The sequence below is a fragment of the Blastopirellula sp. SH421 genome (assembly GCF_057808535.1).
The window spans coordinates 5,792,309-5,813,049 of sequence record NZ_CM173712.1; the positions used below are offsets into that span (position 1 = coordinate 5,792,309).

Annotated in this window: 17 protein-coding genes and 5 tRNA genes; 6 read left to right on the top strand and 16 right to left on the bottom strand. The window is 54.5% G+C overall.

Features of this window, described 5'->3' with window-relative positions:
* Positions 1–75 precede the first annotated feature (75 nt).
* The 14 genes from rpoB to SH421x_RS23495 all read right to left on the bottom strand — a co-directional run bounded on the left by rpoB (position 76) and on the right by SH421x_RS23495 (position 12,444).
* Positions 76–3,819, bottom strand: coding sequence for a DNA-directed RNA polymerase subunit beta (gene rpoB / locus SH421x_RS23430; RefSeq protein WP_488852440.1), 3,744 nt, complete (start codon positions 3,817–3,819; stop codon positions 76–78).
* A gap of 356 nt (positions 3,820–4,175) precedes the next feature.
* On the bottom strand, positions 4,176–4,580 hold the full coding sequence (gene rplL, locus SH421x_RS23435; protein WP_488852441.1) for a 50S ribosomal protein L7/L12: 405 nt from the start codon (positions 4,578–4,580) through the stop codon (positions 4,176–4,178).
* Positions 4,581–4,700: 120 nt separating this feature from the next.
* Positions 4,701–5,225: a 50S ribosomal protein L10 gene (gene rplJ, locus SH421x_RS23440; RefSeq protein ID WP_488852442.1), complete on the bottom strand. Its 525-nt coding sequence runs from the start codon at positions 5,223–5,225 to the stop codon at positions 4,701–4,703.
* Between the two features lie 55 nt (positions 5,226–5,280).
* Positions 5,281–5,958, bottom strand: a complete 678-nt coding sequence (rplA, locus tag SH421x_RS23445; RefSeq protein WP_488852443.1) for a 50S ribosomal protein L1 — start codon at positions 5,956–5,958, stop codon at positions 5,281–5,283.
* A 71-nt stretch (positions 5,959–6,029) separates the two neighbouring features.
* Positions 6,030–6,455, bottom strand: coding sequence for a 50S ribosomal protein L11 (gene rplK, locus SH421x_RS23450; RefSeq protein ID WP_488852444.1), 426 nt, complete (start codon positions 6,453–6,455; stop codon positions 6,030–6,032).
* 146 nt (positions 6,456–6,601) lie between these two features.
* Positions 6,602–7,441 (bottom strand): transcription termination/antitermination protein NusG, encoded by an 840-nt coding sequence (gene nusG / locus SH421x_RS23455; protein ID WP_488852445.1) that lies wholly within the window; start codon positions 7,439–7,441, stop codon positions 6,602–6,604.
* A gap of 46 nt (positions 7,442–7,487) precedes the next feature.
* Positions 7,488–7,943: a preprotein translocase subunit SecE gene (gene secE, locus SH421x_RS23460; protein ID WP_488852446.1), complete on the bottom strand. Its 456-nt coding sequence runs from the start codon at positions 7,941–7,943 to the stop codon at positions 7,488–7,490.
* A gap of 112 nt (positions 7,944–8,055) precedes the next feature.
* Positions 8,056–8,128, bottom strand: a tRNA-Trp gene (locus SH421x_RS23465).
* A 62-nt stretch (positions 8,129–8,190) separates the two neighbouring features.
* A complete protein-coding gene (gene tuf, locus SH421x_RS23470) occupies positions 8,191–9,387 on the bottom strand; it encodes an elongation factor Tu (RefSeq protein WP_488852447.1) in 1,197 nt (398 codons plus the stop codon).
* A 72-nt stretch (positions 9,388–9,459) separates the two neighbouring features.
* Positions 9,460–9,531: transfer RNA gene (locus SH421x_RS23475), tRNA-Thr, on the bottom strand.
* Between the two features lie 84 nt (positions 9,532–9,615).
* Positions 9,616–9,686 (bottom strand) — tRNA-Gly (locus tag SH421x_RS23480).
* A gap of 118 nt (positions 9,687–9,804) precedes the next feature.
* A tRNA-Tyr gene (locus tag SH421x_RS23485) sits at positions 9,805–9,886 on the bottom strand.
* A gap of 105 nt (positions 9,887–9,991) precedes the next feature.
* Positions 9,992–10,064, bottom strand: a tRNA-Thr gene (locus tag SH421x_RS23490).
* A 709-nt stretch (positions 10,065–10,773) separates the two neighbouring features.
* Positions 10,774–12,444 carry a sigma-70 family RNA polymerase sigma factor gene (locus tag SH421x_RS23495; protein WP_488852448.1) on the bottom strand — a complete coding sequence of 557 codons (1,671 nt, stop codon included), beginning with the start codon at positions 12,442–12,444 and terminating at the stop codon, positions 10,774–10,776.
* Positions 12,445–12,982: 538 nt separating this feature from the next.
* On the opposite strand from SH421x_RS23495, the gene SH421x_RS23500 reads away from it, so the two are divergent.
* Entirely contained in the window at positions 12,983–14,392 is a 1,410-nt protein-coding gene (locus tag SH421x_RS23500) for a hypothetical protein (protein ID WP_488852449.1), read from the top strand.
* A gap of 39 nt (positions 14,393–14,431) precedes the next feature.
* Here the strand turns inward: SH421x_RS23500 and SH421x_RS23505 are convergent, their stop codons facing one another.
* The gene (locus SH421x_RS23505) at positions 14,432–14,998 is read right to left on the bottom strand and encodes a hypothetical protein (protein WP_488852450.1); all 567 of its coding nucleotides are present in this window, start codon (positions 14,996–14,998) and stop codon (positions 14,432–14,434) included.
* Between the two features lie 739 nt (positions 14,999–15,737).
* Here SH421x_RS23505 and SH421x_RS23510 point away from each other — a divergent pair.
* Both SH421x_RS23510 and SH421x_RS23515 read left to right on the top strand, forming a co-directional pair.
* Positions 15,738–16,913 carry a hypothetical protein gene (locus SH421x_RS23510; protein ID WP_488852451.1) on the top strand — a complete coding sequence of 392 codons (1,176 nt, stop codon included), beginning with the start codon at positions 15,738–15,740 and terminating at the stop codon, positions 16,911–16,913.
* Between the two features lie 132 nt (positions 16,914–17,045).
* Positions 17,046–18,065, top strand: a complete 1,020-nt coding sequence (locus SH421x_RS23515; protein WP_488852452.1) for an ROK family protein — start codon at positions 17,046–17,048, stop codon at positions 18,063–18,065.
* A 13-nt stretch (positions 18,066–18,078) separates the two neighbouring features.
* On the opposite strand, the gene SH421x_RS23520 is transcribed toward SH421x_RS23515, so the two are convergent.
* Complete coding sequence (locus tag SH421x_RS23520) at positions 18,079–18,510, bottom strand: hypothetical protein (RefSeq protein ID WP_488852453.1); 432 nt, start codon at positions 18,508–18,510, stop codon at positions 18,079–18,081.
* Between the two features lie 201 nt (positions 18,511–18,711).
* Between SH421x_RS23520 and SH421x_RS23525 the strand changes: the two genes are divergently transcribed.
* The 3 genes from SH421x_RS23525 to SH421x_RS23535 all read left to right on the top strand — a co-directional run bounded on the left by SH421x_RS23525 (position 18,712) and on the right by SH421x_RS23535 (position 20,717).
* Positions 18,712–19,191, top strand: coding sequence for a hypothetical protein (locus tag SH421x_RS23525; RefSeq protein ID WP_488852454.1), 480 nt, complete (start codon positions 18,712–18,714; stop codon positions 19,189–19,191).
* Positions 19,169–19,609 carry a hypothetical protein gene (locus SH421x_RS23530; protein WP_488852455.1) on the top strand — a complete coding sequence of 147 codons (441 nt, stop codon included), beginning with the start codon at positions 19,169–19,171 and terminating at the stop codon, positions 19,607–19,609. The genes SH421x_RS23525 and SH421x_RS23530 overlap by 23 nt, the downstream gene beginning before the upstream one ends.
* Positions 19,610–19,682: 73 nt before the next feature.
* The gene (locus tag SH421x_RS23535) at positions 19,683–20,717 is read left to right on the top strand and encodes a site-2 protease family protein (protein WP_488852456.1); all 1,035 of its coding nucleotides are present in this window, start codon (positions 19,683–19,685) and stop codon (positions 20,715–20,717) included.
* Positions 20,718–20,741: the final 24 nt, after the last annotated feature.

Genomic DNA, 20,741 nt, shown 5'->3' on the forward strand with positions numbered 1-20,741 from the left:
CGCAACCGCGGCGCTGGATAATTCAGGGGGGGGAGGCCACTGCGGCAATTCGCAGCGGCCTTCGACCGGACGCCATTACATGCGACGCTTTTCGAGCTGCATGTTCAAACCGAGACCACGAATTTCGTTGGTCAACACGTCGAAACTGGCAGGGGTGCCGGCTTCCAATGTGTTTTCGCCTTTGACCATCGCTTCGTAAATCTTGGTTCGCCCTTCGACGTCGTCACTCTTCACCGTCAACAATTCCTGGAGGATGTAAGCGGCGCCGTAAGCTTCAAGCGCCCAGACTTCCATTTCTCCAAACCGCTGACCGCCAAAGCGGGCCTTGCCGCCCAGCGGCTGCTGGGTAATGAGCGAGTATGGTCCCGTGCTGCGGGCATGCACCTTGTCGTCGACCAAGTGGTGCAGCTTCAACATATAGATGTAGCCAACCGTAGTCTCTTGGTGCATCAATTCTCCGGTACGGCCGTCTTTCAATCGAATCTTGCCGTGACGCGGAAGTCCCGCTTCTTCTAAACAATTGTTGATGTCTTCTTCGGAGGCGCCGTCAAACACCGGGGTGATCGACTGGAACCCGAGCCGGGCGCCAGCCCAACCCAAGTGCGTCTCTAGAATCTGACCGACGTTCATACGGCTAGGCACGCCCAGCGGATTGAGCATGATCTGAATCGGAGTTCCATCGGGCAAAAACGGCATGTCTTCAACCGGTAGGATCTTCGCGATCACACCCTTGTTACCGTGGCGTCCGGCCATCTTGTCGCCGACCGAAATGCATCGCTTGGTCGCGATATAAATCTTGACCATTTGCAACACGCCGCTGCGAAGCTCATCACCCCGCTTCATGCTATTGAGCAGACGATCACGGACGTCGAGCGCCGCTTCGACCAAGGGCCAACTGGTTGCATACGCTTCGCGAATCTGTTGAATCCGCTCTTCGCTTCGCAGGGACTCCAGAACCTTCTTCAAGCGAAATTGTTGAGCTTGCTCTGCGAGGAACTTCGGATCCTGATCTTGCGTCAGCGGCGTACCGTCGTCATCCGTTAGCGGCTTGCCAAGAATTCCCTCGAATGTGAGGATCATCGCAGCAAAAGCATCTGCAATCTTGGCGTTGCCTTCGGTTTCTACTTCCTTCAGACGCTTCTCGAAGGCCTTTCGCTCGTCGTCCGACAAGCTCATACGACGTGCAAACTTGTCGGTATGGATCACAATCCCTTCAATCCCAGAAGGAACTTCCAGCGAGTCGTTCTTCACATCTTCGCCGGCACGACCGAAAATCGCGTGCAGCAATTTCTCTTCTGGCGTTAGCTCAGTTTTCGACTTGGGCGAAACCTTACCGACGAGAATATCGCCAGGCTTCACAAAAGTTCCAACCTGAACCACGCCCCCTTCGTCCAAATTACGAAGCATCTTTTCGCTGACATTGGGGATGTCGCGAGTGAAGTCTTCACGGCCGAGTTTGGTTTCGCGAATTTCGACGTCGAATTCTTCGATATGTAGAGACGTGTAAACGTCTTGTTTGACCAACTCTTCGCTGAGGATGATCGCGTCCTCATAGTTGTATCCGTCAAACGACATAAAGCCGACCAACACGTTACGCCCCAAAGCCAGTTGACCATTGTGCGTAGCGGCGCCATCCGCCAACACGGTACCGACTTCCACCGCTTGACCGACCGAAATGATCGGACGCTGGTTCAAGCAGGTACGCTCGTTGAGTCCGACAAACTTCCGCAGGGTGTAGTTGTCCGTCCGTCCTTCGGTCGTCTTGACGACAATCCGTTCGGCATCGACGTATTCGATCACGCCAGCTCGTTTGGCTCGGATCATCATGCTCGAATTTCGAGCAACTTCCGTTTCTAAACCGGTACAGACAATCGGGGGTTCCGCAATCAACAGCGGCACCGCTTGACGCTGCATGTTAGAGCCCATGAGTGCGCGGTTCGCATCGTCATGCTCTAGGAACGGGATCAGACTCGCCGAAACGCCCACCATCTGGCAAGGCGCCACGTCGATGTACTGAACCGTCTTGGGCTCGACCAGGTCAAAGTCTGAACGGTAACGAGCAATGATCATATCGCCCAGCAATTGCCCCTTCGCATCGGTAGGGGTATCGGCCGGAGCCACATACGCATCCGACTCTTCGTCGGCACGCAACCAGACGATTTCGTCGGCGATCTTGCCATCACGAATCACCCGGTACGGAGTGATCAAGAAGCCGTATTCATCGACTGCCGAGTAGATCGCCAGACTCGAAATCAAACCGATGTTCGTACCTTCCGGCGTTTCAATCGGGCAGATACGACCATAGTGCGAAATATGAACGTCGCGAACTTCAAAACCGGCACGCTTACGATTCAAACCGCCCGGGCCAAGAGCCGAGAGACGACGTTCGTGCGTCAGCATCGACAACGGATTGGTTTGATCGACGACCTGCGACAATTCGCCGCGGCCAAAGAAGTACTCAATCGCGGCCGAAATCGATTTCGGATTGATCAGGTTGCGAGGAGTCATGTCCTCGGCATCCTTCAGGCTCATCCGTTCTTGGACTGTGCGGCGGAGCTTCAAGAAACCCTTACGCAATTCATCACAAGCCAATTCGTCAATCGTACGCAAACGTCGATTACCAAGGTGATCGATATCGTCTTTGCGAGCCGTACCATCACCGTCGAGAATTGACATGACGTACTTGATCGAGTTGATCAGGTCGCTCGGGCGAAGCGTCTGCACTCCTTCATTGACTTCAATGCCCAACTTCCGGTTCATACGGAAGCGGCCTACGCGACCCAAGCGGTAGCGGTTCTCGTCGAAGAATTTTTCGTCGAACAAGGTCTTCGCTTTTTCCAACTGCGGCGGGTTGCCCGGTCGCAGACGCTGGTAAATGCGAAGCAACGCTTCTTCATGGCTGGACGTATTGTCTTCGACCAACGTGTTGAAGATGATCGGAATCTTCGGCGCGTCCATCACTTCGATCTCTTCGGTAATACCTACCGAGCAGATCAATTCAGCTGTGTTACGGCTGATCTTCTGGCCCGCCTCGACGATGATCTCGCCCCCGCGATCGCTATCGATCGGGTAGACAATATCATCGACGGCGATTTTGCCTTCGATCTTGGTAATACTGCGACCATCCTTGACGTGCACTTTGGTCGTGTCGTAGAAGGCGCGAATCAACCCGGCATCGTCACTTAAAGCGGGATCCATCGCTCGCAGCAAGGTTGTTGCTGCAAACTTTCCGCTCTGATCGATACGGACCGTGAACGAATCCTTCTTTGTGATATTGATCTCGATCCAACTGCCGCGCTCTGGAATGATGCGGCAGCTTGGCAGTCGACGATCGGAGGTTGTTTCGGCTTCCTCGACGAAGTCGACGCCGGGGCTGCGATGCAACTGGCTTACAACAACCCGCTCGGCGCCGTTGATGATGAATTCACCACCACCGAGCATCACCGGCATATCGCCGAGGTAAACTTCTTCCTCAATCGGCTCATCCTTATTCAGGCGAAGCCAAATCCGGAAGGGCAGGCCATACGTCAAACGAAGCTGTTTGCACTCTTGTGGCGTATATCGCGGTTTACCAAGCTCATAACGAACATAGTCCAACTGGACGGTGCCGTCATAGCTGTTGATCGGGAAGATCTCGCGCAGCACGCTTTCAATACCAATTTCTGGGTCTCTCGCGTCGGAATCTAATTCCTCCTGGAGAAACTTGGTATAGCTGTGCGTTTGAATTGTCGTGAGATCGGGGGGCGACATATAAATCGACCCGCTACCGAAACGACGAACTTCCGTAGTTTCAAGACGTCGCTTGTACGATGTAGCCATTGGACGCTGCTACTCCTGGGCAAGTTCGGAGATCGAACGACTGCGCTGCTAGCAGTGCGGCGCACAGAGAAAAAACTCTGGCGACAGACGTGCGAGCGAGCAAAGGGGGAGTGAAAGACGCATGTGTAGACAAGAAATAACGAGTGGATAAGGCATCGCCCATCTTGGGAGATAATCCCCTCCCTGCCGTTCACTGCGCGCACCACTCCCTGGGAATCGTCCATGCGCAGGAGAAAAGTAGAGAAACCGGTTAAATTCAAGTCCACACCTCGCGACGTCGCCTCTTAGTATAAGGGAGGCGACGTCGAAGTGAATACAGGTAATCCGTCAAATCGTCTCAAGAAGTCGGAATCCGACTACTTGATTTCGACTTCGGCGCCTGCATCGACCAATTCGGCCTTGACCTTTTCGGCGTCTTCTTTCGACACGCCTTCTTTGACCTTGCTCGGAACGCCTTCGGTCAGCTCTTTGGCTTCCTTCAGACCCAAGCCGGTGATGCCGCGGATGGCTTTAATCACCGAAATCTTGTTTCCACCGAAGCTGGTCATAATGACGTTGAACTCGGTCTGGACAGCGGCTTCTTCGGCCGGAGCCGCTGGGCCAGCCATCATCACGCCGCCGCCGGCCGCCGCTTCGATACCGTGAGCGTCTTTCAGGTAGCCGCCCAGTTCGACAGCTTGCTTCAGCGTCAAAGTGGCAATTTTGTCGCCGAGGGTCTTCAGTTCTTCCGAAATTTCGATCGTGGCAGTTTCTTCGGACATCTTCGTGTCGATCCTTTCTCATCAAGTGCTCGGCCAGGGCCGAGCATAAAAATCTATATGTTTATTTCGTAACGGGTTTGGCGTAACAGCCATGAGCGGATTGTTGGACGCGGTGACGAGCTATTCGTCGTCCCCTTCGCCCAACTTTTTGATTTGACTGGCGAGCTTCGCACCTGGTCCCTTGACCTGGCCGGCGAGAGTGCGTCCCGGCCCAAGAATCTGACCGACCAACAGACTGAGTTGCTCGGATCGATTGGGCCATTTGCTAACTGCGACCACCTTTTCAGCGGTCAATGCCTCTCCGTCCATCACGCCACCCTTGGCGGTGAACCTCGGCATCTTTTTGTCTTCGTGCAGTTTGACGATCGCTTTCGCTAGATCGACAATATCCTCACCGCCCCAGACGATCGCGGCACTTCCTTCGATGTCAGAGAAGGCTGGGCCCAGTGACGTGCCCTCACAAGCACGACGAGCCAAGGTCTTCTTCACCACCAACAGGTTAATGTTGTTGCTACGGAAGTTGCGGCGGACGGCGACGGTCGAGTTCGCATCGAGACCGGCGACGTCGACTACCAAGAGATCATTCACGCCGTCGAGACGTTGCGAAATCTCTTTCGTCATCAACTCTTTTACGAATTTGCTCATAACTGTTCTGCTTTAAGATATATCCGCAACGGACGGACGCTTGGATTGACTTGGCTTACATGGAGACGCGAACACTGGGACTCATTGTCGCAGCAATCGCAATGCTCTTCACATAAATACCCTTGGCGGCGGCGGGCTTCATGCTGAGTATTTGATTCATGAAGGCACGAATGTTGTCGACCAGCTTCTCTTGTTCGAAGCTGACCTTCCCAACAACCGCGTGAACAATGCCGGTGGAGTCGTTGCGGAATTCGACCTTACCTGCTTTGTATTCCTTGACGACGCGAGCCACGTCCGGCGTGACCGTACCAGCACGCGGCGAAGGCATCAAACCGCGGGGGCCTAGGACGCGTCCCAACGGACCCACCAAGCCCATCATGTCAGGCGTCGCAATGCACGCGTCGAAATCGAGCCAACCATCTTTGATCTTCTTAGCCAGGTCATCCGCTCCGACAGCGTCGGCTCCGGCTTCCTCGGCTAGACGAACGTTGTCCCCTTTGGCGAAGACAACCACTCGCAGCTCTTTGCCGATCCCGTGAGGCAGGACGATGGCGCCGCGGACCAGTTGGTCAGCCTGCTTCGGGTCGATCCCCAAACGCATGGCGCAGTCGACGGTTTGATCAAATTTGGTCGTGTTGTAACCCTTGAGGATCTCAACCGCCTTTTCGAGCGGCATCGTTTCTTCGGTCGCTTTCGCGGCAAGGGCGCGATATCGCTTGGATTGCTTTACCATCGTCGGACTCTTTGTTCTTCTGTGCGTGGTCTTGTATTGGTGTGCTGCGCGGAACGAAATCGCTCTGACGCTTATTCGGTAACTTCAATACCCATGCTGCGTGCGGTTCCGGTGATCATCCGGCGAGCATGCTCTAGATCGCTTGCGTTGAGGTCGTCCATCTTTTGCTTACAGATTTCATCAACCTGGTCCATCGTCACTTTGCCAACCTTGTCGACATGAGGTCGTCCGGCGCCGCTGGCAATCCCAGCCGCCTGCTTGAGCAACGCGGCCGCGGGAGGACTCTTGCAAATAAACTCAAAGGTTCGGTCGTTGTAGACGCTGACGACAACCGGGATCGGCATGCCGTTGAATTCCTTGGTCTTATCGTTGAACTGAGTAACGAATTGCCCCAGGTTTACGCCGAACTTACCAAGCGACGTACCTACAGGAGGAGCCGGAGTGGCCTTGCCGCCGGGCACTTGAAATTTCGCTTTACCAACCAGTTCCTTCGCCATGTCTCTTTTCCTCGGCGGCGAACGTTTAGTTCACCGTGGATTGCTGAATTACTTTGGGTATTCGGTGGTCGAGTTCAACAACGGATCGATCGCACGATGGCGACACGACTAGTTGGAGAAGTCGACAGGCCAACGACTCGCAATGGTTACACCGGCTCCATTTGCCAGTGTTCCATCTCGACCGGAGTCGTCCGACCGAAGATATTGATCATGACCGTGACGCGGCCATTCGTTTCGTCGATTCCATCGACATCGCCTTCGAAGTTCTCGAAGGTTCCTTCGGTGATCCGAACATGGTCTCCCAACTTGAAGCGGATGTTGGTTTTGACCGGCTCTTCGCCCGCTTCTTCGTCTTCAACCTTCTTCGTGATTCGCTCTACTTCGTGCGCCAGCATCGGAGTCGGTCTTCCTGCGGCGCCAGTAAAGTCGCCGATTCCGCCGGTCTCGCGTACCAAAAACCAAGTATCATCGTTGATCGCCATGTGGACAACAATGTAACCGGGGTACAGCTTACGCTTGGTAATCTTCTTTTTGCCGTTTTTGAACTCGACGATATCCTCGGTCGGAACCATAATCTCGTCAAAAAAGGGCTCTAGCCCGGCCATTTTGACGCGTCTCCAAAGGTTTGCGCAAATCGACTTTTCGCGATTGCTCTGCACCTTCAGGATGTACCAATCCATCTCGCCAACTTCGACCGCCGCCTCTTCCTCTTCTTCAATCAGCTCGAGCGGACCACGGTTGCGTCCTTTTTTTGGACGAACGGGTTTCTGCGGCTCTTCTACGACTGCTTCTTCCGACGCTTCCCCACCAACGACCACTTCAGCCATGTCGGCTTCCGAGGAATCAGATCGAGAGGGATCGTCGGACAAGTTTTCTGCATGCTCAGACTGCGGCGCGTCGGACGACTCTGCCGCTTCCGGCGCTGCGCCGTCGGCGGTCACGTCCTCAGCGGGCATTTCGTTCTCGTTTTTCGACTCGTTATCCACAGCTAAATCCTTGGCCTATCGCCACGCTAGTTAAGTGCGTAACACCCTAGTTAAATGCATAACGCAGGAATGAGATCCAATGCTTCAGCACATACTGCCAAAACACGTCATACGCAAACAGCACGGCCGCCAGGGCGAACACAAAAAGGATCACCACGATACTGGCACGAATCAACTCAGCCCGTGAAGGCCAAGACACCTTATTCATTTCCGCCTCGACCGCGATCAGAAAGTCGGCAAACACCGGCCAGTTGATCATGCGATAAGCAATCCACAATCCAGCAATCACCAAAGCGGCAGGTACGCCAACTTGCACCCAGCGTTCTTGACCCTGGTTGCGCAACACGTCGAACAACTGCCATGCTGCAACGCCGACCAAGGCCCACATTGCGAGCATTGTCGCCTGCCGAGCGGTCCGACCTTGCGAACGCTTATAGCGTCCGGTCTGAGCCAACTCTTGGACGAAGTTTCCGGCGGTAGCGGCGGCTCTCTCTTTTGCCATCGCTGCGTGACTTTCTTCCTAAAACGTCACTGGCCGAGCCAGCGACGATGACTTGATTTAGTGGAACGACGAATCGATCAAAGGCGGTAGGCCGAAAATCAACCGACGAAAGCAGGGGCGGAGGGAATCGAACTCTCAACCTCTGGTTTTGGAGACCAGCGCTCTGCCAATTGAGCTACGCCCCTAAACAGCGGTTACCCGACCCATGATTCCGGGCCGGGCACCGCAAAATCTTTACCCTAGCCTCTTAGGCGAGGATCTTGGTAACAACGCCCGAACCAACGGTACGGCCGCCTTCGCGAATTGCGAAGCGTACGCCGTCGTCCATCGCAATCGGCTTGTGCAGCTCGACTTCGATGCGAACATTGTCACCAGGCATGCACATTTCGGCGCCGATCAAGTTGGCGGTGCCGGTCACGTCCGTGGTGCGGAAGTAAAACTGCGGGCGATACCCAGAGAAGAACGGCGTATGACGGCCCCCTTCTTCCTTCGACAAGCAGTAAATTTCGGCTTCAAACTTGGTGTGCGGGGTGATCGTACCCGGCTTGGCAAGCACCTGGCCGCGTGAAATATCTTCACGCTTCACGCCGCGGAGCAAGCAGCCGACGTTGTCGCCCGCATGACCTTCCTGCAGGATCTTATTGAACATTTCGATGCCGGTGACCGTGGTCTTGGTCGGGGCGTCGTTCAAACCGATGATCAGCACTTCTTCGCCAACCTTGACCATACCGCGTTCGATACGACCAGTGGCAACCGTTCCACGACCTTCGATCGAGAACACGTCTTCGATCGCCATCAGGAACGGCTTATCGGCTTCGCGAGTCGGTTCCGGAATGTAGCTATCCAGAGCTTCCATCAGCTCTGTGATGCACTTGCTGGCAGCCGGATCGGTCGGATTGTTGTAAGCCGGCAGCGAGGCGCCACGAATGACCGGGCAATCGTCGCCAGGAAATTCATACTTGCTGAGCAGTTCGCGGACTTCCAACTCGACCAGGTCCAACAACTCTTCATCGTCGACCAAGTCACACTTGTTCAAGAACACACAGACGTACGGCACGCCGACCTGACGAGCCAGCAGAACGTGCTCCTTCGTCTGCGGCATCGGACCGTCTGCAGCCGAAACGACCAGGATCGCTCCGTCCATCTGGGCGGCGCCGGTGATCATGTTCTTCACAAAGTCAGCGTGGCCCGGGCAGTCAATGTGGGCGTAGTGACGATTCGGGGTTTCATATTCGACGTGCGCGACCGCAATGGTCACGGTCTTGGTCGCGTCACGAACCGTACCGCCTTTGGCGATTTCGGAGTACGCTTTGTTCTTCGCCAAACCCTTGGCCGCCTGAACGGCGAGAATAGCGCCGGTCGTGGTGGTCTTGCCATGGTCAATGTGGCCGATGGTGCCGACGTTGACGTGCGGCTTAGTTCTTTGAAATACGTCCTTGGCCATGTTCTTTGTCTTTCGTAATCCCCACTGAATCAGTGCAAACTTGGAGCGAGCGGAAATAAACAACTAGCGAAGAGCTGCTGATGGGACTTGAACCCATGACCTCTTCATTACCAATGAAGTGCTCTACCACTGAGCTACAGCAGCGACATACGCGGTGTGCGCATGATCGCCACAGGTTTTCCAAAGAGAACTACGCGTCCTCTCTGAACTGCGGCTAGGCGCCGCCCAAGCGGGTGAAGGGAATCGAACCCTCGTCTTCAGCTTGGAAGGCTGTTGCTCTACCATTGAGCTACACCCGCAATCTTTCTCGACGATACCCCCGCTTATCTTTCGACAGTTGGGATCCTCGCCATTGTCACCTTTTACAACCACATTCCGCCAGCGGGCATAAGCCGTTTGACGCCATTTTTTTGTAAGTGGGGGGTACAGGATTCGAACCTGTGAAGGCATAGCCAACAGATTTACAGTCTGTCCCCTTTGACCGCTCGGGAAACCCCCCGCACTTAACACTACACCTCACGCTTTTATCGCTGCTTTTTACCACAACAATCGCCCGCCCGAAGGCCGGCGAGGATTCGCATGAGTACAAAAGCCGCATCGCGGAAGCTAGCGGAGGGAGTCGAACCCACAACCTGCTGATTACAAATCAGCTGCTCTGCCAATTGAGCTACGCCAGCCCGTTAGTCGGGCTATAATCGAAAACAGACTAATATACCGACTCGGGCCAAGCCCGCAAGTCGCCTATGGCTGCTCGTCACCAAAAAATCACGAGGAAATCCTCGCAACCGCATTTCAGCCTTCCTGCTTTACCAAATCGGCAATCTCACAGTCCATTTTAACCCCTCCTTCTACCAGAGAAATTCTCTCTGCGGGAGGTTCATTCGAATCCAACTAAATCGACGCTTTGGACCAATCTCCAAGGAGTCGCCGTAATTTACCGTTTCTTACCGGCCAACTTGCATTGCTGACCACCTCTCCAGCAAAGCTCTGATCGTCCTTCTTGCCTTGCCAGGCGAATCCTGAGAAAACCCTCTCGCTCAGCGACACAGCTTGCCTGGCGCATGTCTCGGCATATTTCGCTATCTCGCCCGATACGTGCAGCCTCTGGAAGAGAATTTTACAAAAAATGGATTGTCTACGTGTCGCAAACAGATGATGTTTTCATGCTTTTCGCCGGCTTACGATGAAGTGAGCATTGTCGGCGCAGCTCTTGGGAATTTGCTATACCAGCAGCCTAAATCCACCTTTTTCATTGATTGAAATCGAGCCGGTCCAAATTTCGCCCCCGCAATTAACGCCAACTCAGGCCATTGATTTATCATAAAAAAAGCCAGAGATCGAAATCTCTGGCTTTTTTGTCTACCGAAAGTGAATCCGTCGATGACGTTAGTTCACTTCAGGAATATCAAGCTTCGCTTCCTGGGCGGCGACTCGCAGCTTGTTGAGCGCCCTGGCTTCGATCTGGCGAATCCGCTCTTTGGTAACGCCCAACTCGGCGCCCACCTCTTTAAGCGTTTGCGGTTCGTGATCATGGTCAAGGCCATATCGGCGAATGATGATTTTCTGCTCTCGCTCATCAAGCCGATTCAAAATCCGCTGAATCTGACGCTCGCGTTGCTGCTGCATCGCTTCCTGCTCGTACTGATCACTGCGAGTGTCGACCCGCCCTTGAAACAGTTCGTCCAAGCTGGTGCGGAATCGATCGCGATGCTTGAACTCGACCGGGATCGTCCGTGCGAAGTTCTTCATAATCGCCCAACTGCAGTACGTGCTAAACTTGTTCCCACGCGAGTAATCGAACTTTTCCACAGCTCGAATGAGCGACATATTGCCATCGCTGACCAGTTCAAAGAACTCATCGGCGGCGCCCAAGTGACGCTTAGCGATTGAGACGACCAAACGCAGGTTCGACTGCACGATCTGGTTTTTCACCTCGACCGCACTGTCGTACAAGCGCTCAATCTCGTCCATCACGCTCGCCTTGGCCTTGCTGGTTTCAATCGTCTCACGCAGCTTAGCCGCTTGATGCTTGAGGTAGTTGAACTTACGGAACAGGTGATATTCCTGCTCGCGAGTCAACAACGGAGCTTCGTACAGCGAGGCCAAGTAAGATGGCAATCCGGCTGGTGGTCGGGTACGGCGAGTCGCCGTTTCGGCCACCGGCAGTGGACCCAGGATCGTTTCTTCCATGCTCGAATCGTCGAACACTTCGTTGTAGATGCAGTCTAGCGGCAGTTCTTCGATGTGGCTGGCCCGCACTTCATTCACAACGCGATACACGCTGTTCTTGGTGCGATGATAGCGTTCGGCCAAACGATCAACAGAAGCCCCATCGCGAAACGCTTGGAAAATTCCTTCCTTGGCGTCGTCGCTGAGCGGTCCAGTCGAGCGAGGAAAAACGGCCGTTTCGGCATTCTTTTCGTCGTAGTTCTTCAAGGTGTATCGAATCGTTTCGACGCTGCGATTCATCCGCGAAGCGATGCGGCGAGCCACTTCCGAAGGCCCACCGCCGGCTCGAGCCAGTCGTCGGGCACGCTCGATGATCTCGTCTTTTTCGCCATCGGTGAGCTGGCTAAATTGGCGCCCACGCTCGATCCGATCGGCGTTAGTCCGAACGAAACGGTCGACGCTGCTTTTCAAAAAGCCGACTCGCTTGCGACCTTCAAACAAAAACCGACGGCTCACGAGCCCCTGTTGTCGCCAACGAGAGATCGTCTTGGTCGAGACGTTAAACTTACGGCTTAGCTCTTCGACTGTCAGAACTTCTTCTCCCGCTAATTCAACTGGAATGTCAGCCGAGTCAGAGAGATCTTCAACGAACAGCCGCAGATCGTGCGCCGTCTCTTTTCCTTCAACGGTTCCCTTGGGATTGTCATCCGGTCGGAAATCAGTAATCCGGAAATAGAGATATTCGTAGGGATAGGTTTTTGTCGGATCGATTTCGCCGAGTAGGCGTTCGGCCCGATTGGCCTGATCCATCTTTTTGTCGCGCGGGGCGAATCGAACCTGTTGGTCGCGAAAACGCCGCATGCTTTCAGATTTGTAGTTCGTATTCACGGTGTCCCTCACTAGGTGAGCTGTGCCAACGGCGACTATCCCTGCGAATAACTCGCACGCGTCGGACTTTGGGGGTGCAGCGTCCTTCCCGGACGCACGTCACTCAAGCACTGGGACTGAAAACCTGCAAAGCAGGGGCCTCTTTCTGTCGAAATGCTTGCCGCAGCTAAAAAGAATTGAAAATTCACCCTGTTTTTATTAGTGAACCCCAAGACTATTCGTCTGCTAATAGTTCATTGGTTTATACGCAGATAGGTGCAAAAAGGTTGCTTAATTGTTCGCCTTTTTTTTCAAGTTCGCGATTGGGATATGGGAAACCCGAGAAAAGAGCCGTGAAGGCAACAACCGCTAAACAATCGCCTGAATTAACTTTACGTCAATTTCGGACTTTGTGTTGGTTGGCTATCTCACAGCTCCATTTCGGTCAACCGTAGCTTCAACCCCAACATCCCTCCCAATCGGCTGGACTTGGAAGCCCGATTTTGACGATCTTTCCGAAGAAGCCGTTTTTCTCGCGCGACCATTGGGATCTCGTTACATGAACTTCGATGCACGACACGCACTATTCGTTTCGCTTTCCTTTTTTGTCCCGGCATTTTGTGCAGCCGCCGAACAAAGCGTCTTGATGAAGGTGAGTCCCGACGCCCAAAACCATGTCGTCAAAGTAGTTATGGAGGTCGAGGGAACCGTTCGCGTTAATTCTGACGGAACAAAAGTCCGCGAATTTCCCATGGCTCTCACCGGCACCCTTCAATATGACGAGCGAATCCTGGGGGCAGACTCCCCAATTACGGCTATCCGCAAGTATGACGAAGCGTGGGCCGACATGAAGCTGAACGGCCAAGCTGAGCGGACGACTCTCCCTGCTTCCAAATCCTTGGTTGCCTCCGATCTTGACGGAGGACGCCAGAATCTGTTTCTTCCCGAAGGATATTTCAATCGAGCCGAATGCGATCTGATCAATGTCCAGTGCAGCAGTTTGCTAGCATCGCACTTCCTGCCCAAAGAGCAGGTCAAAGTCGGAGACGAATGGACTTTCAGCAACGATCGTTTGGCAGAACTATTTTTGCTTGACGCCGTTTCGCAAAACGATGTCAAAGGCAAGCTTATTCAGATCACCGACACCCAGGCCAAGATGGATATTAGCGGCACCATTGCTGGCGCTGCTGGCGGTGTCGCGACCGATCTGACGATCAAAGCCAAGGTCAACTTCAACCTCCAAAGCAAGATGGTCGAATGGGTCGCCGCGGCCATCGATGAGAATCGTGCCATCGCACACAACGCACCTGGCTTCAAAGTCAAAGCCGTCATCCGAATGCTGGCGCAACCGGTTGAGTCGCCGGTCAGTTCCCTTGAAGACGCCAAGCTGGCTGAACTCGACCTGACCCCCAACGCCGGCAAAATGCTGCTGGACTTCGAGTCAAAAGAGGCCGGCTTCGCGTTGCTGCTGGAACGAGACTGGACCATGATGAGCCAAACGGCCAAGCAATCGATCTTCCGCCTCGTGAAGCAGGGAGACCTGATCGCTCAGTGCAATGTCACTCGGATTAGTGACATGAAGGCCGGCGAACAGATGACGCTCGAAGCCTTTCAGCAAGAAGTGCAGACGTCGCTTGGCAAGAACTTCGCCCAGTTCGCCGATGCGTCGGAAGGGGTTACCTCTAACGGACTGCGTCGACTACGCGTGACCGCCACCGGCGTTGCCGAAAGCATGCCGATCGAGTGGATCTACTACTTGTTCTCGGATGACTCGGGACGTCGCTATTCGATCGTCTTCACGCTTGAAACCAGCCTAGCCGAGAAGTTCGCTGAAGCCGATCGCAATTTTGCCTCGGGATTCGAGATGCTCTCGCTTCCCGAACCCAAGGCGACAGCTGCTAACGAAGCGGCTGAGACGCCGACAATTCGTGCGGCGACGGCGCCAGAATCAAGCATCCTAAAGAAGTAATCGGGTAGCAGACGGTTGAGAAAATCAACAGGCTGCTAGCTAGGCGGAACTCTTCGGCAGTTTTCGCGGAAACGGCGAAGACTGCAAGGGAGGGAGCGACTGCCCAGTCTCTTCTTCCCAACCGCTGCGTTCTTCTTCGCTGGCGTAGTACCGCAGCCAAACTTCTGGATCATCGTCGGGCGGAGCACAATTGAACGAGAGCGTGTGAGACGGCAAGTCAACCATCTTTTCGTACGACGTCAAAATGTCGCGTTTCAAGATGCAATAGAGCTGCCGATCGCTGAGGTGATCGGTGAAGTCGAGATAGATTCGCTTGGATGCTAGCGTTTGAATCGCATTCCACAGCAGCGTATGAATTTCTTCATCGGATAGCGATTCAGGCGAATGGAGCTGTAGGGGAGGGGAAAACCACTCGCCTAGCGGCAATATCGGAGCACGTTCCCAAGCCAAGATTGCGGTCAGGAATTCGTTTTCTACATGCAACGGAACGCGTCCGTTATCAAGGCACGCGATCGACTCATCGAAATACGGCTCCAACTCATCACGCAGCTGCGCGTTGAGGAGCAGTTGGTCGACTTCATCCGGGTGCGGGCGGCGAATTCTCACAGTGGGCAGGCCTTCATCAAAACAGCCAGGCGAACTTCAATTAAAACGCTTCGTGTTGCACGTTCTTCATGACTTTAACAACAACCGATTTTGCTTCAAGATTTCGAGTGCGGTTGCCGGGGCAGATTTCCAGCAGTTCTGAGAACGCGACGTGTGCGATCGTTACAATCCCGACAGCTTTCCTGTTACAACCGTTTTAACCGGCCGAAATTCGGTGTCTGTTCAAAAGATTTTTGCAAGAATAACTGGACTTGCCAGTGCTAGCGGTCGACCGCTGGGCGTACGGTGCGGATGCTCTAATTTTTCAAGAATCATTTTCTCGTTTGCTTGCATGCCCCCCATGCTCGATTTCAAAAGGTGGGGAGTGATCGAGCCAAGCACGGAAAGCACTGCGGGAATCCAATTCGCGACAACTTATCCTGAGGTGCGACAAATTTTTGCCCAACCGCCGTCTGAATTCGGGCTGCGGCTCTCCAAATTGAATTGCCTCCTGGGTGAGAGAGATTGCTTGCAAAATGTACACCGCTACCCGATATCCGAGGGACGATACATGAAGACTAGAGACGCATTGCCTGACTCTCTATCTGTCGCCCAACAATGCGTTCAGCGAGCGGAACCAAGATAGGGGAGTGATATTTCGCGCTGCAAACCACAGAACCTGGGTTGGCGATCGCACGCTTCGCATCTTACGATAGATAAAAGAGAGATCATTCATCTCGCGCCCCAGGCAGCCAGCGTTGTGCCCTACGTTCAGCCCACCCAACTAATTCGTCAGCTACATCTCGCCCCCAATCAACTGGTGATCGCGGTCACCGGCGGCGGCAGCGAGGCGATCAGCCGTTTGCTGCAAGTTCCCGGTGCGTCGCAAACCTTGCTAGAAGCGACCGTTCCCTATTCTGCGATCGCCTTGTCGGACCTGCTGAAGCGTGCGCCCGATCAATACTGCAGCGAAGAGACCGCCCGCGCGATGGCGGTTAGTGCTTTTCTGCGAGCGCGAAAGCTGTGGCAAAAAGCGGCGGACTCTGGCCTGGCCACCGGCGAAAAACCGCCGTTGATGGGTGTCGGCTGCACCGCCAGCCTGAAATCGCATCAAGCGAAGAAAGGTCCGCATCGGGTTCATCTGGCGATCCAAACGCCGGAAGCGACCACCGTGGCCAATCTGGTGCTTACCAAAGAAGCCCGGACGCGCGATGAAGAAGAAAAACTGACGGCAGAGTTAATCTTGGATCGACTGGCCGCGGCGGCTGGTCTGACCGAAACGCTGCGACTGAGCCTACTGCCGGGAGAGCAGATCGACGAAACCGTCTATCGGGCCCAGCCAAGCTGGAGAGAACTGCTGCAGGGCGATATTCGCGCCTGCGTCGGATCCGGTGAGCCTGGATCTCCCAGCACAGGCTCCGGCGCCGTGATGCCGGGCGCGTTTAATCCGCTGCACGAAGGTCATCTTGAGATGGCGGCAGTCGCCGAACAGATTTTGGGACATCCGGTCGAGTATGAAATCTCGATCGAAAACGTCGAAAAGCCGCCGCTCGATTTTGGCGAAATGGCCGAGCGAGTCGAACAATTTGAACCTCCCCAGCGCTGCTGGTTGACGCGTGCGCCGACCTTCTTAGAAAAAGCGAGAATCTTCCCCGAAGCGACCTTTGTGGTGGGCGCCGATACGATCGTGCGGATCGCGGACACGCGGTATTACAACGATTCAGAAAAAAAACGGGATGCGGCGATCCGTGAATTTAACGAGCAAAACTGTCGCTTTCTCGTCTTTCCACGGCAAATGAAAGGGGAGTTCACCACGCTTGAACAGATCGAACTTCCCACGGCTTTGCGCAGACTATGCGATGGTGTCAGCTCAGAGCTGTTTAGGGCAGACATTTCCTCCACGGAGATTCGACGGCGCATGAGTGAGCTGGGTTAAGCTCTTTTCTCGATTCTTTTTTTGTCGATTGTGACCAGCCGTCCGCTTGCCTATAGTTATTTTGTCCCACAGGGTGACCGCTGCGGTCCCTAAAGACAAATTCGCAATAGCATATCTGGACGATTCCCTTCCGTGACGACTCCTCCTTTTTTCTTTGGCGTGGATATTGGTGGAACCAATATCAAGATCGGCCTCGTGGACGATGAAGGCCGCACGCTGGCCTATCACAAAATTGCCACCGAAGAATCGCATGGACCGGCTGCGGCCATTCAGCGTGTCGCGAGCGAATTACGGACGATGCTGTTTGATATCGGCCACACAATGTCGGACGTCGCTTCGATCGGCTTGGCTTTGCCGGGCATGATCGACATTGTCAACGGCCGGACGATGGAGCCGCACAACCTGCCGCACTGGTTTCATTTTCCGATTCGGCATGCTTTGGAAGAAGAGACTGGCTCGACAGTCGTACTGGTCAACGACGCCAATGCGGCCGCGTTTGGCGAATACTGGCTGGGATCAGGAAGAGAATGCAAAAGCATGATTCTGCTGACCCTGGGCACAGGCGTCGGCGGCGGCATCATCGTCAATGACGTGTTGGTGGAAGGAGACCACAGCTTTGGGTCGGAATGCGGCCACATCATCATCGACTTCAATGAAGACGCTCGACAAATCCCCACGGGTCAGCGCGGCCATTTGGAAGCGTACGCCAGCGGCACGGCGATCGTAAAACGAACGGAAGAAGCGCTGGCGATGGGGGAACAAAGCTCGCTCACGGCCAGAATGAACAAAGGTGAAAAGCTGACTCCGCTGATGGTTGCTGAAGAAGCTGAACGTGGCGACGAACTGTCGCTGTTCATCGTCATGGAGACGGCGCGTTATCTCGGGATCGGCGTCGTCTCTCTGATGCACACCATCGACCCGGGCGTTGTTGTGTTGGGAGGAGCGGTCAATTTTGGCGGCGCCGACTCGCCGCTAGGTACGATGTTTATCGAACGCGTGCGTGAAGAAGTAAAGCGTCGCGCATTTCCGGTCCCGGCCAAAAAAACGGCAATTCGCTTTGCTTCGCTCAGCGCTGACGCCGGCTATCTGGGCGCTTGCGGGCTAGCGCGTCAAGCCTATCTGCGCGATCAACAAGCCCCGGTTACCTCGTAGCCGGTAAATGCGATTACTCTTCCAAAAATCGGAAGTGGTAAAAGCCAACGTTGCTGATCTTCGGTTCGGCGATCGCTTCGGTAACGCCGGTTGTGATCGCGTTGCGCACGGACTCTAACTCTGGTTCGTTTAACTGCGAGCGAGTGAACTCACGGATTTTGAGGATGATTCCATTGCGCATGCGGTGCTGCTTCTGGGCGAACTCGGCTTGAAATTGCTCGAGCTGATACTTGGGCATAATCACGTAGGCGTGAAAGTCGAGCATGATCGTGCTGTTGGTCTTGTCTTGCGGAATCGTGATATCGAAAGTGCCCAAATCAAACTCGGCCGGATCGGTTGGCTTCGGCAGGTTCTCAACGTCACGAAACTGCATCGGCACTTCACCGCACCCGAGCGCGACCAACAGCCAACAGATCGCGGCGATCTTGATTCCACTTCGTGTCATGTCTTCGCCCAAACATCAAGGAACTACGTACTACCTTTCTAATGTAGAACGCTGTTAGCGTAACGCTGGACGATGCAACCAGAACAATCGGCACAAACGCTCCTTTTCAGAAATTTCTATTTCCCATCACCAAATTACGATCCATATTTCGATGTCGACATTCGTAGCATCTCTTCTCTCTTCTCTTTGCTAAAGAACGTCATGCTTAGCTTTTCGCTGCACAATTTGTTATGGCTGATCGGGTGCCTAGCCGCTTTGGCTTCGGCATTTGGTTGCGGATCGAGTAAGCCCGGCCCCACGACCTTCGAACCTTGGATCGAAGCGAAAGTGAACTGGGACGAAATTGAGTTGGGTGAGTTTTCAATCACCGTCCTGGCGGCGGATGATCCGACTCGAATGCCCGACTTGGATGAATATCAAAACAGCGTCGCAATCCACTTCAACTTGCACTGTTTGGTGGATCCCAGCGATGGAGAAAAAGTGACCGAGATTTTAGAGTCCAAAAAAGGGCGCCTATCGGACGAAGTGATTCGCACGTGCCGCAACGCCAATTTGATTGACCTGGCGGACCCCGAACTGCGGCTCGTCCGAGCTCAACTGCGTGACTTCTCGGATCAGTTGATTGGGCCAAGTTTGATCAAGAGGTTCGTTTTCACCAATGTTACGCTCGAACGCTATTAAACATCTGCTGTTGATTGGCTGCGCAGCGTTGGCGTTAGTTTCTGGTTGCGCGAAAGAAACTCCGATCGAAGTCGCCCAGGCCGAGCCCCCCGATGCTCCACCGGTTGAGCTAGAGATCGGTGATTTCCGCTTCCGCATGTCCGACCCGACAGCCGGCACGACGACCAAGTTCAACTTTGCGCTATACGGACTGGTATCAGCAGAGCAGTTGTCGGCGGCACAAGCGGCGATCGCTGCCCGTGAGAGACGGCTGCGCGACCGCGTGCTGCGAACGGCGCGCGAAGCGAATTCGGTCGAACTGGAAGATCCCGAATTGGTCATGTTTCGCAAACGAATGCTGCTAGAGGTCAATCGCGAGCTGGGCGAAAAGTACTTCCAAGAGCTATTTCTCGACCGATACTGGGTCAAGACGCGCTAGAGAATGACTTCTCTCGCTAGTTTGGTGGTATCGATCACTCGCCGCGGCGGACGAGTTTGCTAAGATGTCAGTGATGACCGAAAGCTCCCCCCCTGAACCGACTCAGCGCGAGACGCTCGACTCGTATGATTCTGTGACGCCTACCCCGGCGATTTCGCGCGCTGAAGCTGCGACGGCGTCGTCGCGCCCTGTTCGACCGCGTCGAGTCGTGCTGCCGATCTTACTGTTTGTGGCGACTTGCTTTTCGACATTCTTTGTCGGCTGGACCCGCTGGCAACCGACGATGCTGCTGGGGGGAATGGTTGACGCCGAGTATGATCCGCTCCTTTCAGACCCGCTGGTCGAAGGGATCCGTCTGGTGCTGCGACATGTGAGTATCAGCGACGGCTTGATCTACATGGCCTGTCTGCTGGCGATCTTGTTCGCCCACGAGATGGGGCATTTTCTGATGACGGTTCGTTATCGGATCCACGCCAGCTATCCCTACTTTATCCCTATTCCCATCTCGCCCATCGGCACCATGGGCGCCGTGATCGGCATGGACGGTTTAAAGGCGAATCGCCGGCAGTTGTTTGATATTGGCCTGGCCGGCCCTCTCGCTGGTTTGATTATCGCCATCCCGGTGCTGTATGTCGGCATCCTGCAGCTCGATTTGACCAAGACGGCGCCCTCGCCCTATTCGCTGGATATTCCACTTGGCTTGGCCTGGGCGATGTCGTGGTTTCATGTCCCCGGTTATTCCTTTGGCGATCCCGTGGCGCAGTCGCAGCTCAATCCTTTTTTTATGGCTGGCTGGGTTGGCTTATTGGTAACCGGCTTGAATATGCTACCCATCAGCCAGCTGGATGGAGGCCATGTCGCCTACACGCTGTTTGGCAAATGGTCGCGCGTGCTGGCTTGGGGCGTGATCTTCGCTGCGGTGGCAGCGATGGCTTTGGGGGCCGGCTATACCTGGATCTTGATGCTTATTCTGGTGCTGTTGATCGGCCCCAATCATCCGCCGACCGCGGATGATCGCGTTAAGATCGGCGCGGTCCGCTGGATCGTCGGTTTTACGTCCTTGGTAATTCCGATTCTCTGCTTTCCGCCGCAAGCGATCATCACGTAACTTCGCCTGGGCGAACAGGAAGCA

Excerpts from the sequence above, each read along its gene's own strand:
- SH421x_RS23520 (WP_488852453.1), bottom strand. The coding sequence starts at position 18,510 with ATGACACGAAGTGGAATCAAGATCGCCGCGATCTGTTGGCTGTTGGTC.
- SH421x_RS23530 (WP_488852455.1), top strand. The coding sequence starts at position 19,169 with ATGTTACGCTCGAACGCTATTAAACATCTGCTGTTGATTGGCTGCGCA.
- rplL (WP_488852441.1), bottom strand. The coding sequence starts at position 4,580 with ATGTCCGAAGAAACTGCCACGATCGAAATTTCGGAAGAACTGAAGACC.
- SH421x_RS23535 (WP_488852456.1), top strand. The coding sequence starts at position 19,683 with ATGACCGAAAGCTCCCCCCCTGAACCGACTCAGCGCGAGACGCTCGAC.
- tuf (WP_488852447.1), bottom strand. The coding sequence starts at position 9,387 with ATGGCCAAGGACGTATTTCAAAGAACTAAGCCGCACGTCAACGTCGGC.
- rplA (WP_488852443.1), bottom strand. The coding sequence starts at position 5,958 with ATGGTAAAGCAATCCAAGCGATATCGCGCCCTTGCCGCGAAAGCGACC.
- rplJ (WP_488852442.1), bottom strand. The coding sequence starts at position 5,225 with ATGAGCAAATTCGTAAAAGAGTTGATGACGAAAGAGATTTCGCAACGT.
- rplK (WP_488852444.1), bottom strand. The coding sequence starts at position 6,455 with ATGGCGAAGGAACTGGTTGGTAAAGCGAAATTTCAAGTGCCCGGCGGC.
- SH421x_RS23500 (WP_488852449.1), top strand. The coding sequence starts at position 12,983 with ATGAACTTCGATGCACGACACGCACTATTCGTTTCGCTTTCCTTTTTT.
- secE (WP_488852446.1), bottom strand. The coding sequence starts at position 7,943 with ATGGCAAAAGAGAGAGCCGCCGCTACCGCCGGAAACTTCGTCCAAGAG.
- SH421x_RS23525 (WP_488852454.1), top strand. The coding sequence starts at position 18,712 with ATGCTTAGCTTTTCGCTGCACAATTTGTTATGGCTGATCGGGTGCCTA.
- rpoB (WP_488852440.1), bottom strand. The coding sequence starts at position 3,819 with ATGGCTACATCGTACAAGCGACGTCTTGAAACTACGGAAGTTCGTCGT.